The sequence below is a fragment of the Paeniglutamicibacter sp. ORCA_105 genome (assembly GCF_045798545.1).
GTDB classification, from domain to species: domain Bacteria; phylum Actinomycetota; class Actinomycetes; order Actinomycetales; family Micrococcaceae; genus Paeniglutamicibacter; species Paeniglutamicibacter sulfureus.
The window spans coordinates 38,455-59,993 of record NZ_JBIXLM010000027.1 but is presented as its reverse complement, the minus strand read 5'-3'; the positions used below and the strand labels follow the sequence as shown (position 1 = coordinate 59,993).

At 65.2% G+C, this 21,539-nt stretch carries 15 protein-coding genes; 8 read left to right on the top strand and 7 right to left on the bottom strand.

Features of this window, described 5'->3' with window-relative positions; all coding sequences use genetic code 11:
• Positions 1–91: 91 nt before the first annotated feature.
• The 4 genes from ACIPUB_RS13760 to ACIPUB_RS13745 form a co-directional block, all read right to left on the bottom strand.
• Positions 92–442, bottom strand: coding sequence for a hypothetical protein (locus ACIPUB_RS13760; protein WP_407607887.1), 351 nt, complete (start codon positions 440–442; stop codon positions 92–94).
• 127 nt (positions 443–569) lie between these two features.
• Entirely contained in the window at positions 570–2,342 is a 1,773-nt protein-coding gene (gene sucB / locus ACIPUB_RS13755; RefSeq protein WP_407607886.1) for a 2-oxoglutarate dehydrogenase, E2 component, dihydrolipoamide succinyltransferase, read from the bottom strand.
• Between the two features lie 146 nt (positions 2,343–2,488).
• Positions 2,489–3,868, bottom strand: coding sequence for a dihydrolipoyl dehydrogenase (lpdA, locus tag ACIPUB_RS13750; RefSeq protein ID WP_264270630.1), 1,380 nt, complete (start codon positions 3,866–3,868; stop codon positions 2,489–2,491).
• A gap of 303 nt (positions 3,869–4,171) precedes the next feature.
• Positions 4,172–5,686 (bottom strand): leucyl aminopeptidase, encoded by a 1,515-nt coding sequence (locus ACIPUB_RS13745; protein ID WP_407607885.1) that lies wholly within the window; start codon positions 5,684–5,686, stop codon positions 4,172–4,174.
• Positions 5,687–6,093: 407 nt separating this feature from the next.
• Between ACIPUB_RS13745 and ACIPUB_RS13740 the strand changes: the two genes are divergently transcribed.
• The 4 genes from ACIPUB_RS13740 to ACIPUB_RS13725 all read left to right on the top strand — a co-directional run bounded on the left by ACIPUB_RS13740 (position 6,094) and on the right by ACIPUB_RS13725 (position 11,167).
• Positions 6,094–7,029, top strand: a complete 936-nt coding sequence (locus ACIPUB_RS13740) for a PAC2 family protein (protein ID WP_310288071.1) — start codon at positions 6,094–6,096, stop codon at positions 7,027–7,029.
• A complete protein-coding gene (locus ACIPUB_RS13735) occupies positions 7,029–8,348 on the top strand; it encodes a nitrate/nitrite transporter (RefSeq protein WP_407607884.1) in 1,320 nt (439 codons plus the stop codon). The genes ACIPUB_RS13740 and ACIPUB_RS13735 overlap by 1 nt, the downstream gene beginning before the upstream one ends.
• Positions 8,349–8,491: 143 nt before the next feature.
• On the top strand, positions 8,492–9,649 hold the full coding sequence (locus ACIPUB_RS13730) for a DUF4192 domain-containing protein (protein WP_407607883.1): 1,158 nt from the start codon (positions 8,492–8,494) through the stop codon (positions 9,647–9,649).
• A 294-nt stretch (positions 9,650–9,943) separates the two neighbouring features.
• The gene (locus ACIPUB_RS13725; protein ID WP_407607882.1) at positions 9,944–11,167 is read left to right on the top strand and encodes an RNA polymerase sigma factor; all 1,224 of its coding nucleotides are present in this window, start codon (positions 9,944–9,946) and stop codon (positions 11,165–11,167) included.
• Between the two features lie 198 nt (positions 11,168–11,365).
• Here the strand turns inward: ACIPUB_RS13725 and ACIPUB_RS13720 are convergent, their stop codons facing one another.
• A complete protein-coding gene (locus ACIPUB_RS13720) occupies positions 11,366–11,590 on the bottom strand; it encodes a hypothetical protein (protein ID WP_264270636.1) in 225 nt (74 codons plus the stop codon).
• A 199-nt stretch (positions 11,591–11,789) separates the two neighbouring features.
• Between ACIPUB_RS13720 and ACIPUB_RS13715 the strand changes: the two genes are divergently transcribed.
• Positions 11,790–13,895, top strand: coding sequence for a type IIA DNA topoisomerase subunit B (locus ACIPUB_RS13715; RefSeq protein ID WP_407607881.1), 2,106 nt, complete (start codon positions 11,790–11,792; stop codon positions 13,893–13,895).
• A gap of 89 nt (positions 13,896–13,984) precedes the next feature.
• Here the strand turns inward: ACIPUB_RS13715 and ACIPUB_RS13710 are convergent, their stop codons facing one another.
• Entirely contained in the window at positions 13,985–14,947 is a 963-nt protein-coding gene (locus ACIPUB_RS13710; protein WP_407607880.1) for a M56 family metallopeptidase, read from the bottom strand.
• A gap of 23 nt (positions 14,948–14,970) precedes the next feature.
• On the bottom strand, positions 14,971–15,345 hold the full coding sequence (locus ACIPUB_RS13705) for a BlaI/MecI/CopY family transcriptional regulator (protein WP_217389836.1): 375 nt from the start codon (positions 15,343–15,345) through the stop codon (positions 14,971–14,973).
• 204 nt (positions 15,346–15,549) lie between these two features.
• Between ACIPUB_RS13705 and ACIPUB_RS13700 the strand changes: the two genes are divergently transcribed.
• From ACIPUB_RS13700 to cydC, 3 genes are read left to right on the top strand one after another with little or no spacing between them, the layout of a single operon-like run.
• On the top strand, positions 15,550–17,124 hold the full coding sequence (locus tag ACIPUB_RS13700; protein ID WP_407607879.1) for a cytochrome ubiquinol oxidase subunit I: 1,575 nt from the start codon (positions 15,550–15,552) through the stop codon (positions 17,122–17,124).
• Positions 17,125–17,153: 29 nt separating this feature from the next.
• Complete coding sequence (gene cydB, locus ACIPUB_RS13695; protein ID WP_407607878.1) at positions 17,154–18,176, top strand: cytochrome d ubiquinol oxidase subunit II; 1,023 nt, start codon at positions 17,154–17,156, stop codon at positions 18,174–18,176.
• A 22-nt stretch (positions 18,177–18,198) separates the two neighbouring features.
• Entirely contained in the window at positions 18,199–21,534 is a 3,336-nt protein-coding gene (cydC, locus tag ACIPUB_RS13690) for a thiol reductant ABC exporter subunit CydC (protein ID WP_407607877.1), read from the top strand.
• Positions 21,535–21,539 lie beyond the last annotated feature (5 nt).

The window sequence follows — 21,539 nt, the reverse complement described above, 5'->3', positions numbered from 1 at the left end:
CGGGGGGGGGGGGGGGCGCCCCCCCCCCCCCCCCCCCCCCCCCCCGCCACGGTTCTCCGGCGCGGGGCCGGTTGAAACTTCGCGCGAGCGTTTAGACCCAGAGGGTGGCCACGGCCATGGCAATCAGTGCGGTGCCGCCGGTGCCGTGGGCCAAGCCGGTCGGAACCTCGAGGCCGTTCTTGATCTTCCGACGGCCCAGGAGAGCTGCGACGAAGACGCCGACGGCCAGCAGGAGCTTAACGGCGATCTTGGCATGGTTGACCTGTTCGTCACCCATTTCGGCCAGTCCGACCAACAGCAGGCCGGTGACCAGCTGGGCGATTGCGCCATACCACTGCCAGATGTTAACGGTCGGGGTCTTGAACGTGGCGAGCCAGCCGCCGACGATCGCGGCTGCACCCAAAACGTGCAGAAATATGAGGATTGCATGCAAAAAGGTCATGCCAGCAAGCCTAATGGAAACTACACACCACAATGAATTCGTCCCGGCAATGGTGGTCGAGAACATAGCAAAGGGGACGGTCACCGCCCAAGGGCAGTGGCCGTCCCCTTCCACAGGCTACCTGGGGTTAGAGGCCCAGATCGGCTTCGAAGGCGCCTTCCTCAAGGCGTGCCTTCAGCGTCTGCAGGAAGCGACCTGCATCGGCACCGTCGACCAAACGGTGGTCGTAGGTCAGCGACAGGTACATCATGTGGCGGATGGCGATGGTGTCGTCGCCGTCGACGCCGGTCACCACAACCGCACGCTTCACGATGGAGCCGGTTCCCAGGATGGCAACCTGCGGCTGGTTGATGATCGGGGTGTCGAAGAGCGCGCCGACCGAACCGATGTTCGTGATCGAGAACGTTCCGCCGGACAGTTCGTCCGGACCGATCTTGTTGTCGCGGGTGCGCTTTGCCACGTCGGCGATCTTGCCGGCCAAGCCGGCAAGGTTCAGGTCACCGGCGTTGGAGATGACCGGAACCAGCAGGCCCTTGTCGGTGTCCACCGCAATCGCCAGGTGCTCGGCGTTGTGGTAGGTGATCTCCTGCTTGGACTCGTCGTACTCGGCGTTCAACTTCGGGTGCTGCTTCAAGGCCTCGGCCACGGCCTTGGCGATGAACGGCAGGAAGGTGAGCTTGGAGCCGTTGACGGCAGCGAACTCGTTCTTGGCGGCGTTGCGCAGCTTGGCGACGCGGGTCATGTCGACCTCGTGGACCTGGGTCAGCTGGGTGGAGGTTTCCAGCGACTCGCGCATGCGGCGTGCGATGACCTGGCGGATGCGCGGGGCCTTGGCGACGGTTCCGCGCAGCGAGGACGCGACAACCGGTGCCGCTGCCTTGGCAGCAGGCGCAGCGGCGGGAGCCGTGGAAGCAGCCGCGGCCGGGGCGGTCTTTGCGGCGGCAGCCGCATCGATGACGTCCTGCTTGCGGATGCGTCCGCCGACACCGGTGCCGGTGACGGTCGACAGGTCGACGTTGTTCTGGTTGGCCAAGCGGCGAACCAACGGGGTCACGTAACCGTCGTTGCCTGCGGCCTCGGCGGCCGGAGCCGGAGCGGCTGTCGGTGCAGCCGGAGCCTCTGCGGGGGCGGGTGCTTCAGCCGGGGTTGCAGCGGCCGGAGCCGGAGCCGGAGCGGCTGCCGGTGCAGCCGGGGCCTCTGCGGGGGCGGGTGCTTCGGCCGGGGTTGCTGCGGCCGGTGCCGGAGCGGCCTCGGCCGGGGCTGCAGGTGCTGCGGCTCCCGCTGCGCCGACGATGGCCAGGACGGCGCCAACCTCAACGGTCTCGTCTTCCGGAACGCGGATTTCCAACAGGGTGCCGGCGACCGGGGAGGGGACCTCGGTGTCGACCTTGTCGGTGGAAACCTCGAGCAGGGGCTCGTCGACGGCAACCTCTTCGCCAACGGCCTTGAGCCAGCGGGTGACGGTGCCTTCGGTGACCGACTCGCCCAGGGCCGGGAGGGTGATCTCGGTGCCCGATGCGCCGGCGGCCGGTGCTGCAGGTGCCTCGGCGGGGGACGGTGCGGCGGCGGCGGGCGCTTCCGGTGTTGCAGCGGGTGCCTCGGCAGGTGCGGCGGGAGCCTCGGCGGCCGGTGCTGCTTCTGCGGGTGCCGAGCCGGAACCCGAACCATCGCCGATGCGAACCAGTGCGGCTCCAACTTCGGCGGTCTCGTCCTCGGCCACGAGGATCTCTTCGATGACGCCGGCGACCGGCGAAGGGATTTCGGTGTCAACCTTGTCGGTCGAGACCTCCAGCAACGGCTCGTCGACCTCGACGCGGTCGCCGACCTGCTTGAGCCAGCGCGTAACGGTGCCTTCGGTGACGCTTTCACCCAGGGCGGGCAAGTTCACGGTTTCAGACATCTTGTTCCCGTTCTCCTATTAACTAAAAATTTGTGTGCGAGAGATCCGCGGTTTCCCGCACATCCCGTGGGAGGTCAGTGCCTCCGAGCTTAGTGCACCGGGCACGCGATCCGCGGGGGAACGCATGCCCGGTGCAGCAATTGTGACTAACCGTGCAGCGGCTTGCCGGCCAGGGCCATGGCGGCCTCGCCGAGCGATTCGTTCTGCGTCGGGTGTGCGTGGATGAGCTGTGCGACATCCTCCGGGTAGGCTTCCCAGTTCACGATGAGCTGCGCCTCGCCGATCTGCTCGCCGATGCGGCCGCCGATTCCGTGGACGCCCACGATGGGGCCGTTCTTCACGCGCACCATCTTGATCAAGCCGGAGGTGCCCAGGATCGAGGACTTGCCGTTGCCGGCCAGGTTGTACTCGGTGGTCTCGATCTGGTCGTCACCGAACTTCTTCTTTGCTGCGGGCTCGGAGTAGCCGACCGAAGCGATTTCCGGTTCGCAGAAGGTGACCTTCGGGATGTTGATGTCCTCGACGACTACCGGCTTCAGGCCGGCGATCTCCTCGGCGACGAAGATGCCGTGCTGGTAGCCGCGGTGGGCCAGCTGCACGCCCGGGACGATGTCGCCGATGGCGTAGATGTTGCCCACGCCGGTGTGGCAGCGCTCGTTGATGAGCACGAAGCCGCGGTCCATGGGGATGCCCTGCTCTTCGTAGCCCAGGCCCTCGGTGACCGGGCCACGGCCCACGGCCACCAGGACGATCTCGGCTTCGAGGGTCTTGCCGTCGGCCAGGGAGACCTTGACGCCGTTGGCGTCCTGCTCGACCTTTTCGAAGAAGACGCCGGTGTTGAACTTGATGCCGCGCTTCTTGAAGGCACGCTCCAGGTTCTTGATGATCGCCGGGTCCTCGTTGGGGACCAGCGAGGGCAGGCCCTCGACGATGGTCACCTCGACGCCGAAGGACTTCCACACCGAGGCGAACTCGACGCCGATGACGCCGCCGCCGAGCACAATGGCGCTCTTGGGCAGGGTGTCCATGTTCAGGGCCTCGGTGCTGGTGAGCACGCGGCCGCCGATTTCGATGCCCATGGTCTTGGATGTGGAACCGGTGGCAAGGATGATGTTCTTGCCCTTGTACGCCACTCCGTCAACGTCGACGGTGTCCTGGGAAACCAGGCGGCCGTTGCCTTCGATGACGGTGACCTTCTTCATCTTCAGCAGCCCCGTCAGGCCCTTGTGCTTGCCGGCGACGATGCCGTCCTTGTAGCTGCGCACCGCGCCCAGGTCGATGGAGTCGAGGGTGGTGTTGATGCCGTACTTCGCGCCTTCGCGAGCGTTCTCGGCCAATTCGGCGGAGTGCAGGTACGCCTTGGTGGGGATGCAACCGGTGTGCAGGCAGGTGCCACCGAGCTTGGCCTTTTCAATCAAGCCAACGGTGAAGCCCAGCTGGACGGCGCGCAATGCTGCCGAGTAGCCGGCGGAACCGCCGCCGAGAATGAGGATGTCGAATTCTTGCGTTGCTGCCGATTCGGCCACGTGAACGCTCCCTCGTTATGAGTTGTGGCCGACGTTGTGGTCGGCCAGTGGGTCTATGGGGTGTACGTGCGGGCCCCGTGCAGGGCTCGCGCAAGTACGGTGATGCTAGTGATCTATCAGGATTACCTTATCCCCCTGATACGCGCTCGGCCACATACGGTGAGGCAGATTGCGCACGCCTGTGACCGGTCGCACAGCGGCTGGGGCTTTTCGGCGCGGCCAAGGGCCCGACGGGGCCGTGCAGGCGCGCATATCTACTACAGGGGGTAGAAATACGCGTCTGGCGGGCGGAGCTCCCGGGGGCTACTTCGCGGAGGCCATTTCCTCGGCCAGCGCCACCAGCGTGCGCACCGAGGATCCGGTGCCGTTCTTGTGGGTGTAGCCGTAGGCGGCCTGCTCGTTGAAGGCGGGGCCGGCAATGTCCATGTGTGCCCACGGGATCTTGGTCCCGTTGGCCTCGCCAACGAACTCGTTGAGGAACACCGCTGCTGTCATCATCCCGCCCATGCGCTCACCGATGTTGGCCAGGTCGGCGACCTGCGAATCGATCGTGGGGCGCAGTTCCTCGGGCATCGGCATGGCCCAGGCGGTCTCGCCGGCCTTCTCGGCGGCGGAGACCACGGCGTTGCGCAGCTGTTCCTCGCCCATGACGCCCGCGGTGCGCAGGCCCAGGGCCACCATTTGCGCCCCGGTCAGCGTGGCGACGTCGATCAGTGCGTCGGGCTTCTCGGCGCTGGCGGCCACAAGTCCGTCGGCCATCACCAGGCGGCCCTCGGCGTCGGTGTTCAGCACCTCGACGGTCTTGCCGCCGAGCATGGTGATCACGTCGCCCGGACGGGTCGAGGCGCCGCCCGGCATGTTCTCGGCCAGGCAGAGCCAGCCGGTGACGGTGATCGGCAGGCCCAACTCGGCAATCGCGACGATCGCCTGGAAGATGGTGGCTGCCCCGGCCATGTCGCACTTCATGGCGTGCATTCCTGCGGCCGGCTTGATCGAGATGCCGCCGGTGTCGAAGGTGATGCCCTTGCCCACCAGGGCCAGGTGCTTGCCCGCCTTGGCCGGTGCGTATTGGATCTTGACCATGCGCGGCTTGCGCTCGGATCCGCCGCCGACGCCCATCAGTCCGCCGTAGCCGTCTTTTTCCAGCTTTTTCTCATCGAGGATCGTGACCTTCAGCGGCAGGCCCTTGGTGGAGTCCTTGACCTCCTGCGCGAAGGAAGCCGGGTACAGCACGTTGGGTGCGACGTTGACCAGGTCGCGGGTGGCCCGCACGGCGCGCCCCAGGATTGCGGCGCGCTTCAGTGCGGCCGGCAGGTCCGGGTCGGCCGACGCGGCAGTGGCAATGACTGCCTCGGTCAGCGGCAGCTTGGTGGCCGGCGTGGAGCGGTGGCTGTTGAAGTGGTAGGCGCCCAGGGCCACGCCTTCGGCCACCGCAGCTGCCTGTTCGGGGGTGGCGGCCGGCAGGGCGAAGACCACGGTCGAGAGACCTGCGAGCTGGCGTGCCGCCGAGCCCGCGCCGCGGCGCAGCGCCTCGGTGGTCAGCGTGGATTCCTCGTGGGACCCGAGGCCGGCGAGTACCAGGATCCGGGCCTTGGTCTCGTCGCCGGCCGGAAGGCGGACCAGCTCGTCGGCCGCACCGGTGACGTTCAAGGCCGACAGCGAGGCTTGGAGTGTGTCGGTGGCCTTGGCGCTGAAGGGCGAGGCCACCAGGACGGGACCATCGGTGCCCTTGACGACACCGAGAACCAGGGCGTCCGCGCCCAGGCGCTTGATGTCGGTCGAAACGGCGGTCAGCTTGAGATCGATGGAGTTGATCACGGAACGATTCCTCTTCATTGGATTCTGTGCATGCATGTCAGGTGCCCATGCGTCGAAGGCGGCGGGACGGCTGCCGCGTGCCGGGGTCCCCGGGACGCAAAAGCCGATCGGCCTTTAGCGATCGTATCGTTGAGACCGATGCCACAGCGCATTCGTCGGCCAATCGGCCTAGAATTGGATGCGGGCCACGGGAAGAAATCGCCGTCAGTTGGGGTTGACCCCCAGTAGTAGGCGACCGAAAGAACCCCGACTGGGTTCATCCGGCCCGCACCATGTCCCTGGTTTCCCTGTGGTTGGCATTGCACCGAGTCGGTCGTGCCCGGGGGCCGGAGGCCACCTTGAGTCAGATCCAGGGCGAAGGTGTGGCCGGTGAAACCCAGCGATGCAACCCGAAAGGAGCAGCGGCAATGCTTGACCCACAATCCTTGGTCAGGTTCGAAGACCTCGACCTGGACGCACCCGAGCTACAGGGCCTTGACCTGCTCATCGGCCTTCGCGGCCACGCAGATGCCGGCCATGCGCTGGCCCAGGTGCGCTCCGAGCTGCTGGACTCGCTGGAACCGAAGCTTATCGCCTCGTTCGATACCGACCAGCTGGTCAACTACCGCGAGCGACGCCCCCAGATTTCCTTCCTCGGCGACCACTTCGCTGCCTACCAGGCCCCGCGCCTGGAGCTTTACCGCCTCACCGATGGCCTGGAGCGCGACTTCCTGTTCCTGACAGGAACCGAACCGGATCTGGCCTGGGAACGGGTCACCGCCGCGATCGTCGCCTTGGTCGAGGCGTTCAATGTCCGATTGTCTGTTTCCTTTGACGCGGTCCCGATGCCGGTTCCGCACACCCGCCCGCTGGGTGTCACCGCACACGGCAACCGCAAGGACCTGATTGACGGGATCTCCACCTGGACCCCGACGGCGGAGCTGCCGGCGAGCCTGGCCAGCCTCATCGAGGTACGCCTGATTGAAGCCGGCAGGGACGCGGTGGGTTATTCCATCCATGTGCCGCACTACCTCTCCGAGGCCGAGTACCCCCAGGTTGCCGTGGGCGTCCTGGAATATGTCGGCGCCGCCATGGAACTGGGCCTGCCGACCGACCGCCTGCGCGAGGCGGGGCGCAACCTCGAATCGCAGATCGCCGAACAGGTGGCGGCGACGCCCGACGTCGCCAGGATGGTCGAAAACTTCGAGGAACGCTTTGACCAGCACGTGCCGGATATCGAGCGCCGCTCGCTGCTGGTCACGCCCGATGCAGAGGTCCCCGGCGGCGAGGAACTTGCCCTGGCCGTGGAGGCCTTCCTTTCCGGCTTCCCCGAACAAGGTGGCACGGCCGCCAAGGACTCCTAGTGGCCAAGGCCGAACACCACGACTCCGTCCGCTCGTGGGTGGTGTGGATAGTCAGCATCACGGCCTACCTCATCGCAGTGACCCAACGCACCAGCTTCGGTGTGGCCGGCCTGGAGGCCACCGACCGCTTTGACGCGTCGGCCTCGATCCTTGCCACCTTCTCCGTGGTGCAGCTGGTTGTCTACGCCGGGTTGCAGATTCCCGTTGGCATCCTCGTGGACAGATGGGGACCCCGGGCCATGATCACCGGGGGAGCGGCACTGATGATGGTCGGCCAGCTCCTGCTGGCGATGGCGGATTCCGTCGGTGCCGGCCTGATCGGACGGTTCTTCGTCGGTGCCGGCGATGCGATGACCTTTGTCTCGGTCATCCGGCTGCTGCCGATCTGGTTCTCCGGATACCGGATCCCGATGCTCACCCAAGCCACCGGCATGGTGGGCCAACTGGGGCAGCTGCTCTCACTGATCCCGTTTGTTGCCCTGCTGCACGCGTGGAGCTGGACCCCGGCCTTCCTTTCCCTGGCGGCGCTGTCCGTGCTGGGATTTGTCTTGGCCCTGGTGCTTATCAGCAACGGACCGCTCAGCAACGAGGTCCCGCCGGCCCCCGCCCGGGCCCGCGTGCTGCTTTCCAATGCGTGGCGGGAACCGGGGACCCGACTGGGCTTCTGGACGCACTTCACCACCCAGTTCACAACCAACGTCTTCCTGCTGACCTGGGGCTATCCCTTCCTGGTTTCCGGGCAGGGCGTCAGTCCGGCCACGGCTTCGGGCTTGCTCTCCATTTTCGTCCTGGTTGCCCTGGTGGCCGGTCCCGTCCTTGGTTCGGCAGTGGCGCGCCATCCGCATCGGCGGTCGGCGATCGCCTTCAACGTCATTGGGGCGATCGCCCTGAGCTGGTTGGTGGTGTTGCTTTGGCCGGGACAAGCGCCGATGTGGCTTCTGGTTGTCCTGATCGTATGCGTTGCATTGGGCGGCCCGGCCTCCATGATCGCTTTTGATTTTGCCCGCACCTTCAACCCGTCGCACGTGATCGGCACGGCCACCGGAATCGTAAACGTCGGGGGATTCCTGGCCGCGCTTGTCACGGTGTACGTGGTGGGCTGGCTGCTTGACCTCCAGCAGAAGGCTGCGGGTCCCGGTGCCGAGCTCTACTCCCTTGATGCGTTCAGGTGGGCGCTCTCCTTCCAGTTCCTCGTGCTTCTCGGTGGCGTGATCGGCATGGTCATCACCCGCAACAAGGCCCGCCGCAACATGGCCGCGCGTGGCGAATACACCCCGAGGTCCGCCCGGGGCCTGTCCGGGCGCACCGAAATCGAATAGCGCGCCCTCCCGGCGCACGGCTCTCTGCAGCACCACTGATCCGCACACGGGGCGGGACCCGGCGCGATTCCAGGGGCGCGCGTATCCACAGGCTTCCCGACTTCTCCTGCCGGCGCCATTGACCGGGGCGCAGCATGGGGTGCATGACTACTACACCTTCAGCGTCGAATTTTTCACTGGCCAGCCCCGAAGAGGTCCTGGCATACATTCCCCACGCCTTGGGCTTTTACCCCCGTAATGCGGTGGTCCTGCTGATCATGCAGGGCAAGGGCCTTGCCGCCACACTGCGGGTTGACCTGCCGGCGGCGGAAGGCTCGAGCGACTTGGCAGACCAGTGGGCCGACCAGTTGGTTCAGCTGGTGCACAAGGTACCCGATGCCAGCGCAGTCTTTGCCGCCGTCTACACCGGACAAGCCCCCAACGGGAACCATGACTCCCTGCCCAGGCACGAACTCGTGGAGCGGCTTGCGCCCGAGCTCGTTCGCTCGGGAATCCAGGTGCGCGATGCCTGGTTCGTCGGCACCAGCCGCTGGCACAGCTACTTCTGCCTCAGCGAAAACTGCTGCCCCAGCGAAGGGTTCGACTTGCCGGACCTCGCGCTGACCGAGACCCACTTGAGGATGGTTGTCGCCGGGTCGGCACCCGAGGACCAACTCTGGGACGGCACAGGGATTGCCGAATGGGACAGCAAGAATGAAGTGCGGACGAACGTGGATATCTTGGCCGCGGAGTTCTCCGGAACCGTCCCTCGGGAGTCGCTGATCAAGGACTGGGCCCGGCTGCTGGATGAGGATCCAGTCGTCGCCGAGCGTCGCCTGCGAACGGACGACGTGTTGTGTGCATCGTTGCTGCTTTCCCTCAACGACCGCATGATTCGGGACATCCTTCCCTATCTGGCTGGCCGGGGCACGCTTCAGGCGTTCGAGGCACTGAAGGAAGTCTCACGAGGGGTCGAATTTGGGCGCGCATCACAGGACTTCTCCGATTTCCTGCTGGGAACCGCGGCGTGCACGCCCGATTGGGACCGGCTTGAACGCTTGTGGTTTTTTTGCCGCGACCTGCTTGGCGTCGCGGAACGCGAGGAGACGTCCGCGTTGCTGTGCCTGCTCGGTTGGGTGAACTGGGCCAAGGGCAAGGGGAGCTCGGCCCTGAAACTCTTTGGGACGGCCCTGGCAAATGATCCGGACTACCGGCTGGCGCAACTCATGGCCAAATTGCTGGAATCGGGCGAGATGCCCTCGTGGGTGGCCGATCCGGCGCGCGCCTGGCGGCTGCGCTTGGAAGGACGGCTCAGTGCATGATGCGGGAGGGAAACCCGGTGGAAGATATTTCACCGGCACACGCGCCCGATGAATCTGCGTGACCCCGAAACGTGAGACACTGTTAACCAACAGACCCGGTTGGGTTCGTGTTCCATGGCTATCAAGCCGGCACCATCGAGTTGGTTCGATGGGAACAAATGGCGGGAAAAAGGCGTTCCACTTACTGGACCCTGAATCCCGACTCGTCGTTAATCGGCGGGACGCGGACTTGACAGGGTCATAGTGGTGTTACCGGTAGGTGGCATCGCGGACGAACCGTGAGAAAGGTATTTCGTGTCTTCTGAGACGACCACCAATGGCCAGGCAGCGGATGCTGCCGCCGATCCGCAGGATGCAACTACGGATAAGGCTGCTGCCGTGCCGGCTGCCGACAAGGCCGCCACCGCGAAGAAGCCTGCTGCAAAGCGGGCTCCTGCAAAGTCCCGTGCCAAGGCCGATGAGGACGTAGAGTCCGAAGAGGCTGAAACCGACGCCGACGATGCCGAGGAGACCCCGAAGGCCCCGGCCGTCGACGAGAACTCCAAGGGCTTTGTCCTCACCTCCGACGAAGACGATGCCCCGCAGCAGCAGGTCATGGTTGCCGGAGCCACTGCCGACCCGGTCAAGGACTACCTGAAGCAGATCGGTAAGGTAGCCCTGCTGAATGCCGAGCAGGAAGTTGACCTTGCCCTGCGCATCGAGGCAGGTCTTTTCGCCCACGAGAAGCTTAATGCCGACGAAGGCAAGATGGACAAGCGCCTGCGCTGGGACTACGAGCAGATCGTGCACGACGGCAAGATCGCCAAGAACCACCTGCTCGAGGCCAACCTTCGCCTCGTGGTGTCGCTCGCCAAGCGCTACACCGGTCGCGGCATGCTCTTCCTCGACTTGATCCAGGAAGGAAACCTGGGCCTGATCCGTGCAGTTGAGAAGTTCGACTACACCAAGGGCTTCAAGTTCTCCACCTACGCCACCTGGTGGATCCGCCAGGCGATCACCCGAGCCATGGCCGACCAGGCCCGCACCATCCGTATCCCGGTGCACATGGTCGAGGTCATCAACAAGCTGGCTCGCGTGCAACGCCAGATGCTTCAGGATCTGGGCCGCGAACCCACTCCGGAAGAGCTCGCCAAGGAACTGGACATGACCCCGGAAAAGGTCGTCGAGGTCCAGAAGTACGGTCGCGAGCCGATCTCACTGCACACCCCGCTGGGTGAAGACGGCGACTCCGAGTTCGGTGACCTCATTGAGGACTCCGAGGCCGTGGTCCCCGCCGATGCCGTGTCCTTCACCCTGCTGCAGGAACAGTTGCACTCGGTCCTCGACACGCTCTCCGAGCGCGAAGCCGGCGTTGTTGCCATGCGTTTCGGCCTGACCGACGGCCAGCCCAAGACCCTTGACGAAATCGGCAAGGTCTACGGCGTGACCCGCGAACGCATCCGCCAGATCGAATCCAAGACGATGTCCAAGCTTCGTCACCCCTCCCGTTCCCAGGTCCTGCGCGACTACCTGGACTAGGAGTTCGGCCTCAGGGCCCGATGCAGGTGCCGGTGTTTTCCCCAGCTAGTCAGGGGGCGACACCGGCACTTTGTGTCTTAAGCAGCGGGTCGTCATTGGCCTGGCGCATCCGGGAGGTCCCGCCAAACGACAGCGGGACCCCGGCATCAAGCCAGGGTCCCGCCCAAAGGTCATCTCAGCACTTGGCTGGCGACTCTTTTAGTCCTCGTCGTCGAAAACGGGCTTCTCGTAGAGACGCGCCGTTTCGTCTTGCCATTCGTTGGTCAAGGGGCGCAGCTTTCCTTCTACTGCGCGAGCGTGGTGTCCGCAGAAGAATAGCTCACCACCGGAGGTCTCCAATACCGCACGCACAAAAGCCTGTGCACCGCACCGGTCGCAACGATCAAGGGCATTCAGCTCTCGGGTTACTGCGGTCGTTGTCATGATGACCTCCTTCATTCGATGTGTACTCAATACAACCAGCAATAGGGCTATTTTCTTCGTGAAAATACGATCTTTCGCTCACCGCGTAGCACGTCAGGGGGTGAGCTGCCGCTCACTGGCGGCACGCATCAGCGAAATGGCGGGCCCAGAGACTATTGTGGTTAGCGTCGTTCCGACGTTTTTGAGGAGTTCAATAACCGTGGCCAAAAGCAATGACTACAACGCCAGACACCTATCCGTCCTGGAAGGGCTCGAGGCGGTACGCAAACGTCCGGGCATGTACATCGGTTCCACCGATTCGCGTGGACTCATGCACTGTCTTTGGGAAATCATCGACAACTCCGTCGATGAGGCACTGGCGGGCCACGGCCAATCGATCAAGGTCTTCCTGCACGCCGACGGCTCAGTGGAAATCCACGACGACGGCCGCGGCGTTCCGGTGGACATCGAACCAAAGACCGGGCTCTCGGGCGTCGAAGTGGTCTTCACCAAGCTCCATGCCGGCGGCAAGTTCGGCGGCGGCTCCTACACCGCCTCCGGCGGCCTGCATGGTGTGGGTGCGTCCGTGGTCAACGCGCTTTCTTCCCGTCTCGACGTTGAGGTGGACCGTGGTGGCAAGACCTATGGGATGCAGTTTCGCCGCGGCGAGCCCGGACGCTTTGCCGATACGGGCAAGCCCAAGCCTGACTCCAACTTCGAACCCTTCTCCACGGCCTCGGTGCTTGACGTGGTGGGCAAGGCCAAGCGAGGAGTCACCGGCACCCGCGTGCGCTATTGGGCCGATCGACAGATCTTCACGCCCGATGCCAAGTTCTCCTACACCGAATTGCAGGCACGCGCCCGCCAGACATCGTTCCTGGTGCCGGGACTGAAGATCACACTGCGCGACGAGCGCGGCCTGGTCGGCACCCTGGGGGAGGATGGCCCCTATGAAGAGGTCTTCCACCACGACGGCGGGATCTCCGAGTTCGTTGAATACCTGGCCAACGATGCGGCCGTCACCGATATCTGGCGTTTCCACGGCTCGGGAACGTTTAAGGAATCGGTGCCGGTGATCGATGATTCGGGCCACAGCCGGATCACCGAGGTGGAGCGCACCTGTGAGGTGGACATCGCCCTGCGCTGGGGGATTGGCTACGAGACGAACCTGCGCTCCTTCGTCAACATCATTTCCACACCCAAGGGCGGAACACACCAAACCGGCTTCGAGCAGGCCCTGCTCAAGACCTTCCGCAAGGTCATCGAGGCCAACTCCCGCAAGCTCAAGGCCGGGAACGACAAGATCGAGAAAGACGATGTCGGTGCCGGGCTGACTGCGGTCCTGACGGTGCGCCTGGCCGAACCCCAGTTCGAGGGCCAAACCAAGGAAATCCTCGGCACCTCGGCGGTGCGCCTGATCGTTGCCAAGGTGGTCGAGAAGAGCCTCACGGACAAGCTGAACTCCACGGCCAAGGGCGACAAGACCCAGGCTGCAATGCTGCTGGAAAAAGTGGTCAGCGAAATGAAGTCGCGCATCTCGGCGCGTGTCCACAAGGAGACCCAGCGACGCAAGAATGCCCTGGAAACTTCCTCGCTCCCCACCAAGCTGGCGGACTGCCGCAGCACCGACACGGAGAGGACCGAGCTGTTCATCGTCGAGGGTGACAGCGCCCTGGGGACCGCCCGCCTGGCGCGCTCCTCGGACTTCCAGGCGCTGCTGCCGATCCGCGGCAAGATCCTGAACGTGCAAAAGGCCTCGGTTGCCGACATGCTGTCCAACGCGGAGTGTGCCGCGCTGATCCAGGTGGTCGGGGCGGGCTCAGGCCGAAGCTTCGACATCGAGGCCGCACGCTATGGCAAGGTCGTGTTGATGACCGATGCCGATGTCGACGGCGCGCACATCCGCACCCTGTTGCTGACGCTGTTCTTCCGGTACATGCGCCCCATGGTTGAACAGGGCAGGGTCTATGCGGCAGTGCCACCGTTGCACCGGGTGGAGGTCATCACCCACGGCTCCAAGGACAACGAGATGGTCTACACGTACTCGGAGAACGAGCTTCACGAGGTATTGGCCGCCCTGGAAAAGGATGGCAAGCGCTACAAGGAACCAATCCAGCGCTATAAGGGCCTGGGTGAGATGGATGCCGACCAGTTGGCCGAGACCACCATGGATCCGCGGCACCGCACCTTGCGCCGGGTGGGGCTGGAACATGCCGAATCGGCCGAGCGCGTCTTTGACTTGCTGATGGGTTCGGATGTGGCACCGCGCAAGGAATTCATCATTTCAGGAGCCGAGCTCCTTGAACGGGACAGGATCGACGCATAGCGGGAAAACAATATGGCCGGCCGGTGCCCTCGAAGGCGCCGGCCGGCCATTTCCATGTTCGAAGATGGTACTGGCGCGCCGGAGCTGGATCAGCTGAGGAGCCCCGGGGCCACCAACATTGTGGTGGGCAGTGCCAGCAACAGCAACGCGGCCGTGAGAATCAGGGAGCGCACCATGGCCGACAACGGTGGCTGCGGTCTCAACAGCCGCCGCAGGCGATGCGACGAAAGCTCTTCGGTCGGTGCGCCGCTGGTGCCTGCGGTCGGCAGGGCTGCCGGCCCCCGCTCGGCCGGTTCGCCAAGGGCTCCCGTGGCGACTGTAAGCAAGGCGCGGAGCAAAACGGGAGCGGTGACTACGCGAAGGGCCGCGTCATCGGCGAGCATCTCAACCAACTCCTGGACGGCGGCCAGCGAGTGCTTGGCCGTTGGCAACCACGGCAGGGCATCGTTCCAGGAGGCGAAGGCCAGCAGGAGCAGGTCGTGGCGTTGCTCCAGGTGGGCCTTTTCATGGGCCAGGACTGCCTGCAGTTCATCCTCGTTCAACCGCTGGACCAGGCCACGCGAAAGCACGGTAACCGACCCGGTGAAGCTAGGCAGGCAATAGGCAATGGGGATCTCGTGGTCCAGCACCAGGGTTCCGGGATTGGCGGTGGATTTTTGGCTGAGCAGTGAAAGGATATGCCTGTGTCGTGCGCGCTGGCGGGTGATGCGCCAGGCGGCCCGGATCAAGGTGAGCACCAGATGGAATCCCAGCAGTGCTGCCGTGCTCAGGGCAAAGATGTGGATGGTTCCGGGGGATGTGACGTCTGCATCGCCGAGGACGAGCCTTGCCCCGCCTTCCAGCGCACCCAGGAGTGAATTTCCGAGTGGCTCAAGGCCCCAAAAGAGCATCGCGCCAATCATGGAGAGTCCACCTGCCAGCGCGATGGCTTGCCAAACCACCATCGCCGTAAAGGGGGATCGGGCCGTCCATTGGGCGCGCGAAAGTGCGACGGGTATGGGCCACGCCAAAAGAATGGCCAGTCCCGCCAGGAGATAAGACGTCAGCAGCACGTTGGTAACCGTGCCGGTCGTCGCTAGGCGTTACGTGGTGTATCGAGGAGCAGGCGCAAGGACTGTGCTTCCTCGGCGGAGATGCCGCCGATGAAGCGAGCCAGTACGGCTTCGCGATCCAGCACGGTACCCAGGGCTTCGTTCATCAAGGACACGGTGTGATCCTCGCGGCTCGTCACCGACGTGTAGCGATGCGGACGGATGTCGCGCTCACGCGCCACCAAGCCCTTCTTTTCCAGTCGTGCCAACACCGTCAGGACGGTGGTCACGGCAAGTTCCTTGCCTTCCACGTCGCCGGGTGCTGCGAGCTGGTCGCGAAGTTCATTGGCCGTGAGCGGGGATTCGGCATCCCAAAGGAGTTCCATTACTGCGCGTTCAAGGTCGCCAAGAGTGGCCAATCTCATTTCCTTACAAAGTGTTCCAGGCCCCGTGCAGCTAACGCAGAGGCCAGCGGGGAGTGTGTTGAGTGCTTCCCGCTGAATCCAGTTTACCGCGTTGGAGCCAAATGTTCTACAGTGAGTAGAAAGGAAGTTCTACGGATTGTAGAACTCGGGATGCGGGGCCGAAGCAACGCCGCGAATGACTGCATTGAAGGGTTTGGCATGGATGCACTGGAAATTGCCAGATGGCAATTTGGGATCACCACCGTTTATCACTTCCTGATGGTTCCCTTGACGATCGGCCTGGGGCTCACGGTCGCGGTGATGCAAACCGCGTGGCACCGCACCGGCAAGGAAGAATACCTGCGCATGACCAATTTCTGGGGAAAACTTTTCCTCATCAACTTCATCATGGGAGTGGCCACCGGCATCGTCCAGGAATTCCAGTTCGGCATGGCCTGGAGCGAATACAGCCGCTTCGTCGGAGACGTCTTTGGTGCACCGCTGGCCATGGAGGCGTTGCTGGCCTTCTTCCTTGAATCCGTCCTCCTGGGGCTGTGGATCTTCGGCTGGGACCGGCTGCCCAAGCGCCTCCACCTTGCCACCATCTGGATTGCCTCGCTGGCCAGTATCTTTTCGGCCTACTTCATCCTGGTGGCCAACTCCTGGATGCAGCATCCCGTCGGCACCGAAATCGTCGACGGCCGCGCCACCATGGTCGATGCCTGGGCAGTCTTCACTAACAACACCGCCCTGGTCACGTTCCCGCACACCGTCTTCGGGGCGTTTGCCGTCGCCGGCGGATTCCTGCTGGGCATCTCCTGGTACCACCTCCACAAGCGCCGCCAGTCGGGCATTGACACCGTGGACGCCTCGGGCAAGGTCGTGGTGGGGGAGTCGGCAACCTTGGGGAAAAACCGCGACAAGGTGGACTACCAGGTCTGGATCAAGTCGCTGCGCATTGGCGCCGTCGTGGCGATGGTTGCGTTCATGGGTGTTGCCCTCTCCGGCCATGCCCAAGCCCAGCTGATGATCCAGCAACAGCCGATGAAGATGGCAGCTGCGGAAGCGGCCTGCCATGACGGCACGGGGTTCTCCCTGCTATCGGTGGGCGACCTTCGCGGCGGCGGCGCAACCACCTGCGACGACGTCGTCGGCGTCTTCGAAATTCCGGGCTTGCTCTCTTTCCTCGCCCACGACAACTTCACGACCGAGGTCAAGGGGGTAAACACCCTCCTGCCCGAGTACCAGGAAAAGTACGGAACCCACCTTCCGGACAACCCGATCTACGGCGATCGCGCCGGAAGCGAGATCAACTACCTTCCGGTCATGGAGGTCACCTACTGGGGCTTCCGCCTGATGATCACCCTGGGCGGACTCTCGGCGGTTGCCGCGGCGGTGGCCCTGTGGCTGACCCGAAAGGGAACCGTGCCCCACAGCAAATGGATCTCCAGGCTCGCCGTCCTGGGAATCCTGGCACCATTTGGCGGAAACGCCGCGGGTTGGATCTTCACCGAAATGGGTCGCCAGCCCTTCGTGGTGGCACCCAACCCCAGCTTCCAAGGCATCGACCAGGTGTTCATGTACACCGCGGCCGCCGTCTCTCCGGGGGTGAGCGCGGGGGAGATGCTCTTCTCGTTGATCTCCCTGACCTCCATCTACGCATTCCTGCTGGTGGTCGAGGTCGTTCTGCTGACCCGTTACGTCCGCGGCGGGATCGGTTCGGCCATGCCCGATCTCGATGGGCACCCCGATGACCAGGACGAGGACACCGACGTGCTGTCCTTCGCCTACTGACCGCCGACTTAAGAGTTAGGACTGTACAAGTGGATTACCTGCCCACACTGTGGTTCATCCTGATAGCCGTGCTCTGGGGCGGCTACCTGTTCCTTGAAGGTTTCGACCTGGGCGTGGGGATGCTCATGAAGACCTTCGCCAAAAACGAGAAGCAGCGCCGCGTGCTGCTGAACACCGTCGGCCCGGTCTGGGACGGCAACGAGGTCTGGCTGATCACCGCCGGGGCCGCGACCTTTGCGGCGTTCCCCTACTGGTACGCCTCGCTTTTCTCAGCCCTCTATGTCCCCTTGACCTTGGTGCTCGTGGCCCTGATTTTCCGGGCAGTGGCCTTCGAATACCGCGGCAAGGCACACACCCATGCCGTGCGAAAGGCCTGGGACTGGGCCATCTTCATGGGCTCCTTTGTCGCCGCGTTCGGCGTCGGGGCGATGCTGGCGCTGAGCACCACCGGACTCCCGCTGAACGCCAACGGCGACCGCGTCGGAGGGCCCTTTGCCTGGTTCAACATGTACGCGGTCCTCGGCGGGCTCGCCGTCGTGGCATTCTGCCTGATTCACGCGTTGGCCTTCCTCGGCCTTAAAACGGACGGGGACATCCGCACCCGGGCGGCACGGCTCGTGGCCAGCTGGCTTCCCGTGGCATTGCTGCCCTTGGCCGCATGGGCGGTTGCGGTGGTGCTGCTGAACCACAGCATGGCCGCCATGGCACCGCTGGGCCTGGCCGTGTGCGCCTTGCTGTTCGCCTGGTTCCAGGCGCGCAAAAACCACGAGGGCCTGGTTTTCACCGGGTTGGGCATCTTCCTGCTGGCGGGGGTCGCGGCGATCTTCACCGCCGCATATCCCAACGTCCTGCCCTCCACCATTGACGCTGCCTTCAACCTGACGGTGTCCAACGCATCCTCGACCCCCTACACCCTCAGGCTCATGAGCATCGTGGCGGCTTTCGGCCTGCCCATGGTCCTGGCCTACCAGGCCTGGACCTACTGGGTGTTCCGCAAGCGGGTCACCGAGGTGCACATTCCCGAGGCACACACCGTGACCTCGATCGTCTGACCGGCACGAGGAGAAACCCACCATGAAACCCGTTCTTCCAGCCGGTACCGGTTCCCGGAAGGTCCTGGCCCTGTTGGCCGGACTCGCGGCATTCAAGGCCGGCGGCCTGGTCCTGGTTGCCGACGCCCTGGCCACTGCCATCAGCCAACTGGCTGCCGGCACGCCACTCGATGCCCAGCGGCTGCTGGTGCTTGGCCTGGGCGGAACGATCCTTCGGGCAGCGGCGGTGTGGGGCACCGAGTTCGCGGCACACCGGGCCGGGCTCGGGGCAAAGGAGCAGCTGCGCTCCCGGCTGCTGGCCGCCGGGCTGGACGGGAGGGTTGCCGGTGCCAACCCCGGAAACGGGGCGCTGGCGGCACTGGCCAGCCGCGGGCTGGACGGGCTGGACAACTACTACACCAAGTACTTGCCCGCGCTGGTATCTGCCATGGTCATCCCGGTCCTGGTCGGTGCCAGGATCCTGGCCGCTGACTGGGTCTCCGCACTGGTCGTGGTGCTGACGGTCCCGCTCATCCCGGTGTTCATGATCCTGATTGGACTGCATACCCAGGATCGGGTCCAGGCCGCGGCCGCCGGGTTGGACAGGCTTTCGAACCAGCTGCTGGAACTGGCCCAGGGGCTTCCCGCCCTCATTGGGCTGCGCCGGGCGGAGGGCAAGGGCAGGGCCCTGGCCAAGGTCTCCGAGGACTATCGCGAATCCAGCATGAGGACGCTGCGCACGGCATTTCTCTCCGGGCTGGCCCTCGAACTCATCGCCACCATCTCCGTGGCGGTGGTCGCCGTCTTCATCGGCGTGCGCCTGGTCTACGGACATATGGGCCTGGAAGCCGGGTTGGTTGCCCTGATCCTGGCCCCGGAATGCTACCTGCCGCTGCGTGCGCTGGGGGCCGCCTTCCACTCCTCGGAGGATGGGGTGCAGGCCCTTGAACGCAGCGAGGGATTCATTGGAGCCACTGCATCGGACGGGCCGGATTCCGGGCTCCGGACACCGTCCGGGACCTCTCCCGTGTTGTCCATCAAGGGCCTTTCGGTCAGTTATGCCCGGCGGTCCGAGCCTGTGGTTTCCGGGCTAGACCTGCAGCTGGAGGCCGGCGCGGTGCGCGTGCTGGATGCTGCAAGCGGCAGCGGGAAAACCACGCTTCTGCAGGCGGTGCTCGGCCAGCTCGGGCAGGGGTCCGAGATCGACGGCGAGATTCGCGTGGACCTGTCCCGCACGGCGTCCATCTCCCAGCACCCCCGGTTCACCGAGTCCACCGTGTCAGGCGAGATCCGGCTGCACGCCGGCGCAGGACTGTCCGGGGAAATGCTTCGGGCGGTCCTGGAAGAGGCGAACATCGAGCACCTGGCGCAGCGGAACCTGGTGGACTGCAGCCCCGGCGAGCTGCGCCGCTTGGCCGTGGCGCGGGTGCTCGCCAAGGTGGCCGCCGACCCCGGAGTCAATTTGGTGCTGGCCGACGAACCGACAGCGCATCTGGACGAGGAATCCGCCGTCCGCATCCGCCTGGCAATGCGCCGACTGCGCGGTCAATGCGCGCTGCTGGTGGCCACCCACGACAGGGCCCTGGCCACGATGCTGCGGGACCCGGACGCTGCCGCGCGACCGGCGGCCGAAGACCACGGACCCGTGCAACCCCCGCTCTTGGCTGCTGTTCCCGCACACCCTGCGCCAGTGCGCGAACCCCGGGCCGCGCTCCCGGGCCCGCGTGCCGCGCACTGGCGGCTGCTGGGCTCCATGCCGTGGTTCCGCAACGGCATGATTCCGGGTCTCGTGCTGGCCGCGGCCGCAGCGATCTTCGGAGCTGGGCTGACCGGGATCTCCGGCTGGCTCATCGTCACCGCGAGCCACCAACCCCCGATGCTGCACCTGATGGTCGCCATCGTCGGGGTGCGCACCTTCGGCATCGGCCGCGCGGTCCTGCGCTACCTCGAGCAATTGCGCGTGCACGACGCCGTCATGGGCTTCGCCTCCACCCTGCGGCAACGCCTCTGGGATGCACTCGTAGCACGGCCACATGGCTGGGGCCGGCTCACCCGTTCGGGTGCTGCACTGGGTCACCTGGTGGCCGAGGTCGATGAGGTGCGCGACGCCGTGCCCCGGGTCCTGGTGCCGCCGGTCGCGGGAATCGCCACCTGGGTTGCCGTGACCGTGGGAATCGGCTTCTGGGCCCCGGCGGCGTTGCCGCTGGCGCTGGGGTTGGGGCTCGCTGCCTTTGTGCTGTTGCCGGCGGCCGTGCTTGCGGTGGAAAGGCGCAGCACCATTCACACCAGTCGGCACCGCATGTGGCTTGCTTCCCGGGTGCCCACGCTGTTGGGTGCGGCGGGGGATCTGCGTGCCAACCGGGTCGGCCCGCGGGCCCTGTCGGAGTTCACCGCGGCCGACGCGAGCGCAACCAGGTTGCTGCGTGCTGCGGCCCGTGGCGCCGGTGTCGCCCAGGGCGGGGCGGTGCTGCTTTCCTCGCTGGCCGCGGTGCTGGCTGTGGTCCTGGTGGGGACCGGGGGAGAAGCGGCGGCAGTGGCCGCGCTGCTGCTCCTGGCCCTTGGCGAGCCGATCGCCAACACCTCCATATCCATCCAGCAATTGCCGCAACTCGATGACGTGTTGCGCCGCGTCTGGGCCACTGCCGGCGGCACGGGCCACACCCCGGAACCCGCCGGAGCCGCGGAGGTGCAGACCGCGGAACTGGGACTGCGGCTGCACGCTGCCGACATCGGCTGGGCCGCGGGGGAGCCGGTTGTTCAAGGTCTCGACCTTGAAGTGAATCCGGGCGAATGGGTCGCGGTCACCGGCCCGTCGGGCTCGGGAAAGTCGACGCTGCTGGCGGCCATGCTGGGTGCCCTGAAGCCCCTGTCCGGTGCCCTGCAGGCCAGGCGGGGTGCAGGGGATTGGATGCCCATCGGTGCCGCTGACCTGGCCCGGGTGGCCTGGTGCCCGCAGGAAGCCCACCTCTTCGATTCCTCCGTGCGCTCCAACCTCGGGCTAGGCAGGGACGCCGGAGACCAGCCCTCCGACGCCGAACTGCGGGCGGTGCTGGCCAAGGTCGGGCTGGAATCGTGGTTGGGAACGCTGCCCGCGGGCCTGGATGAGCGCATCGGGTCCGGGGGCCACGAACTTTCCGGCGGCCAGCGCCAACGCCTGGCCGTGGCCCGTGCCCTGGCCGCAAGGGCACGGGTGCTGCTGCTGGATGAACCAACCGCACACCTTGGCGCGGACGAATCGGTGGCATTGGTCGCAGACCTCCGCGCGGGCTTGGCGGGCGAAGCGGTGCTGCTGGTGACCCACGACGGAGCCGTTGCGGCACTGGCTGACAGGGTCCATGACCTGAAGTCGGCCTCGCATCCGGTGCCGGCCGCGGTCTAGCGCGG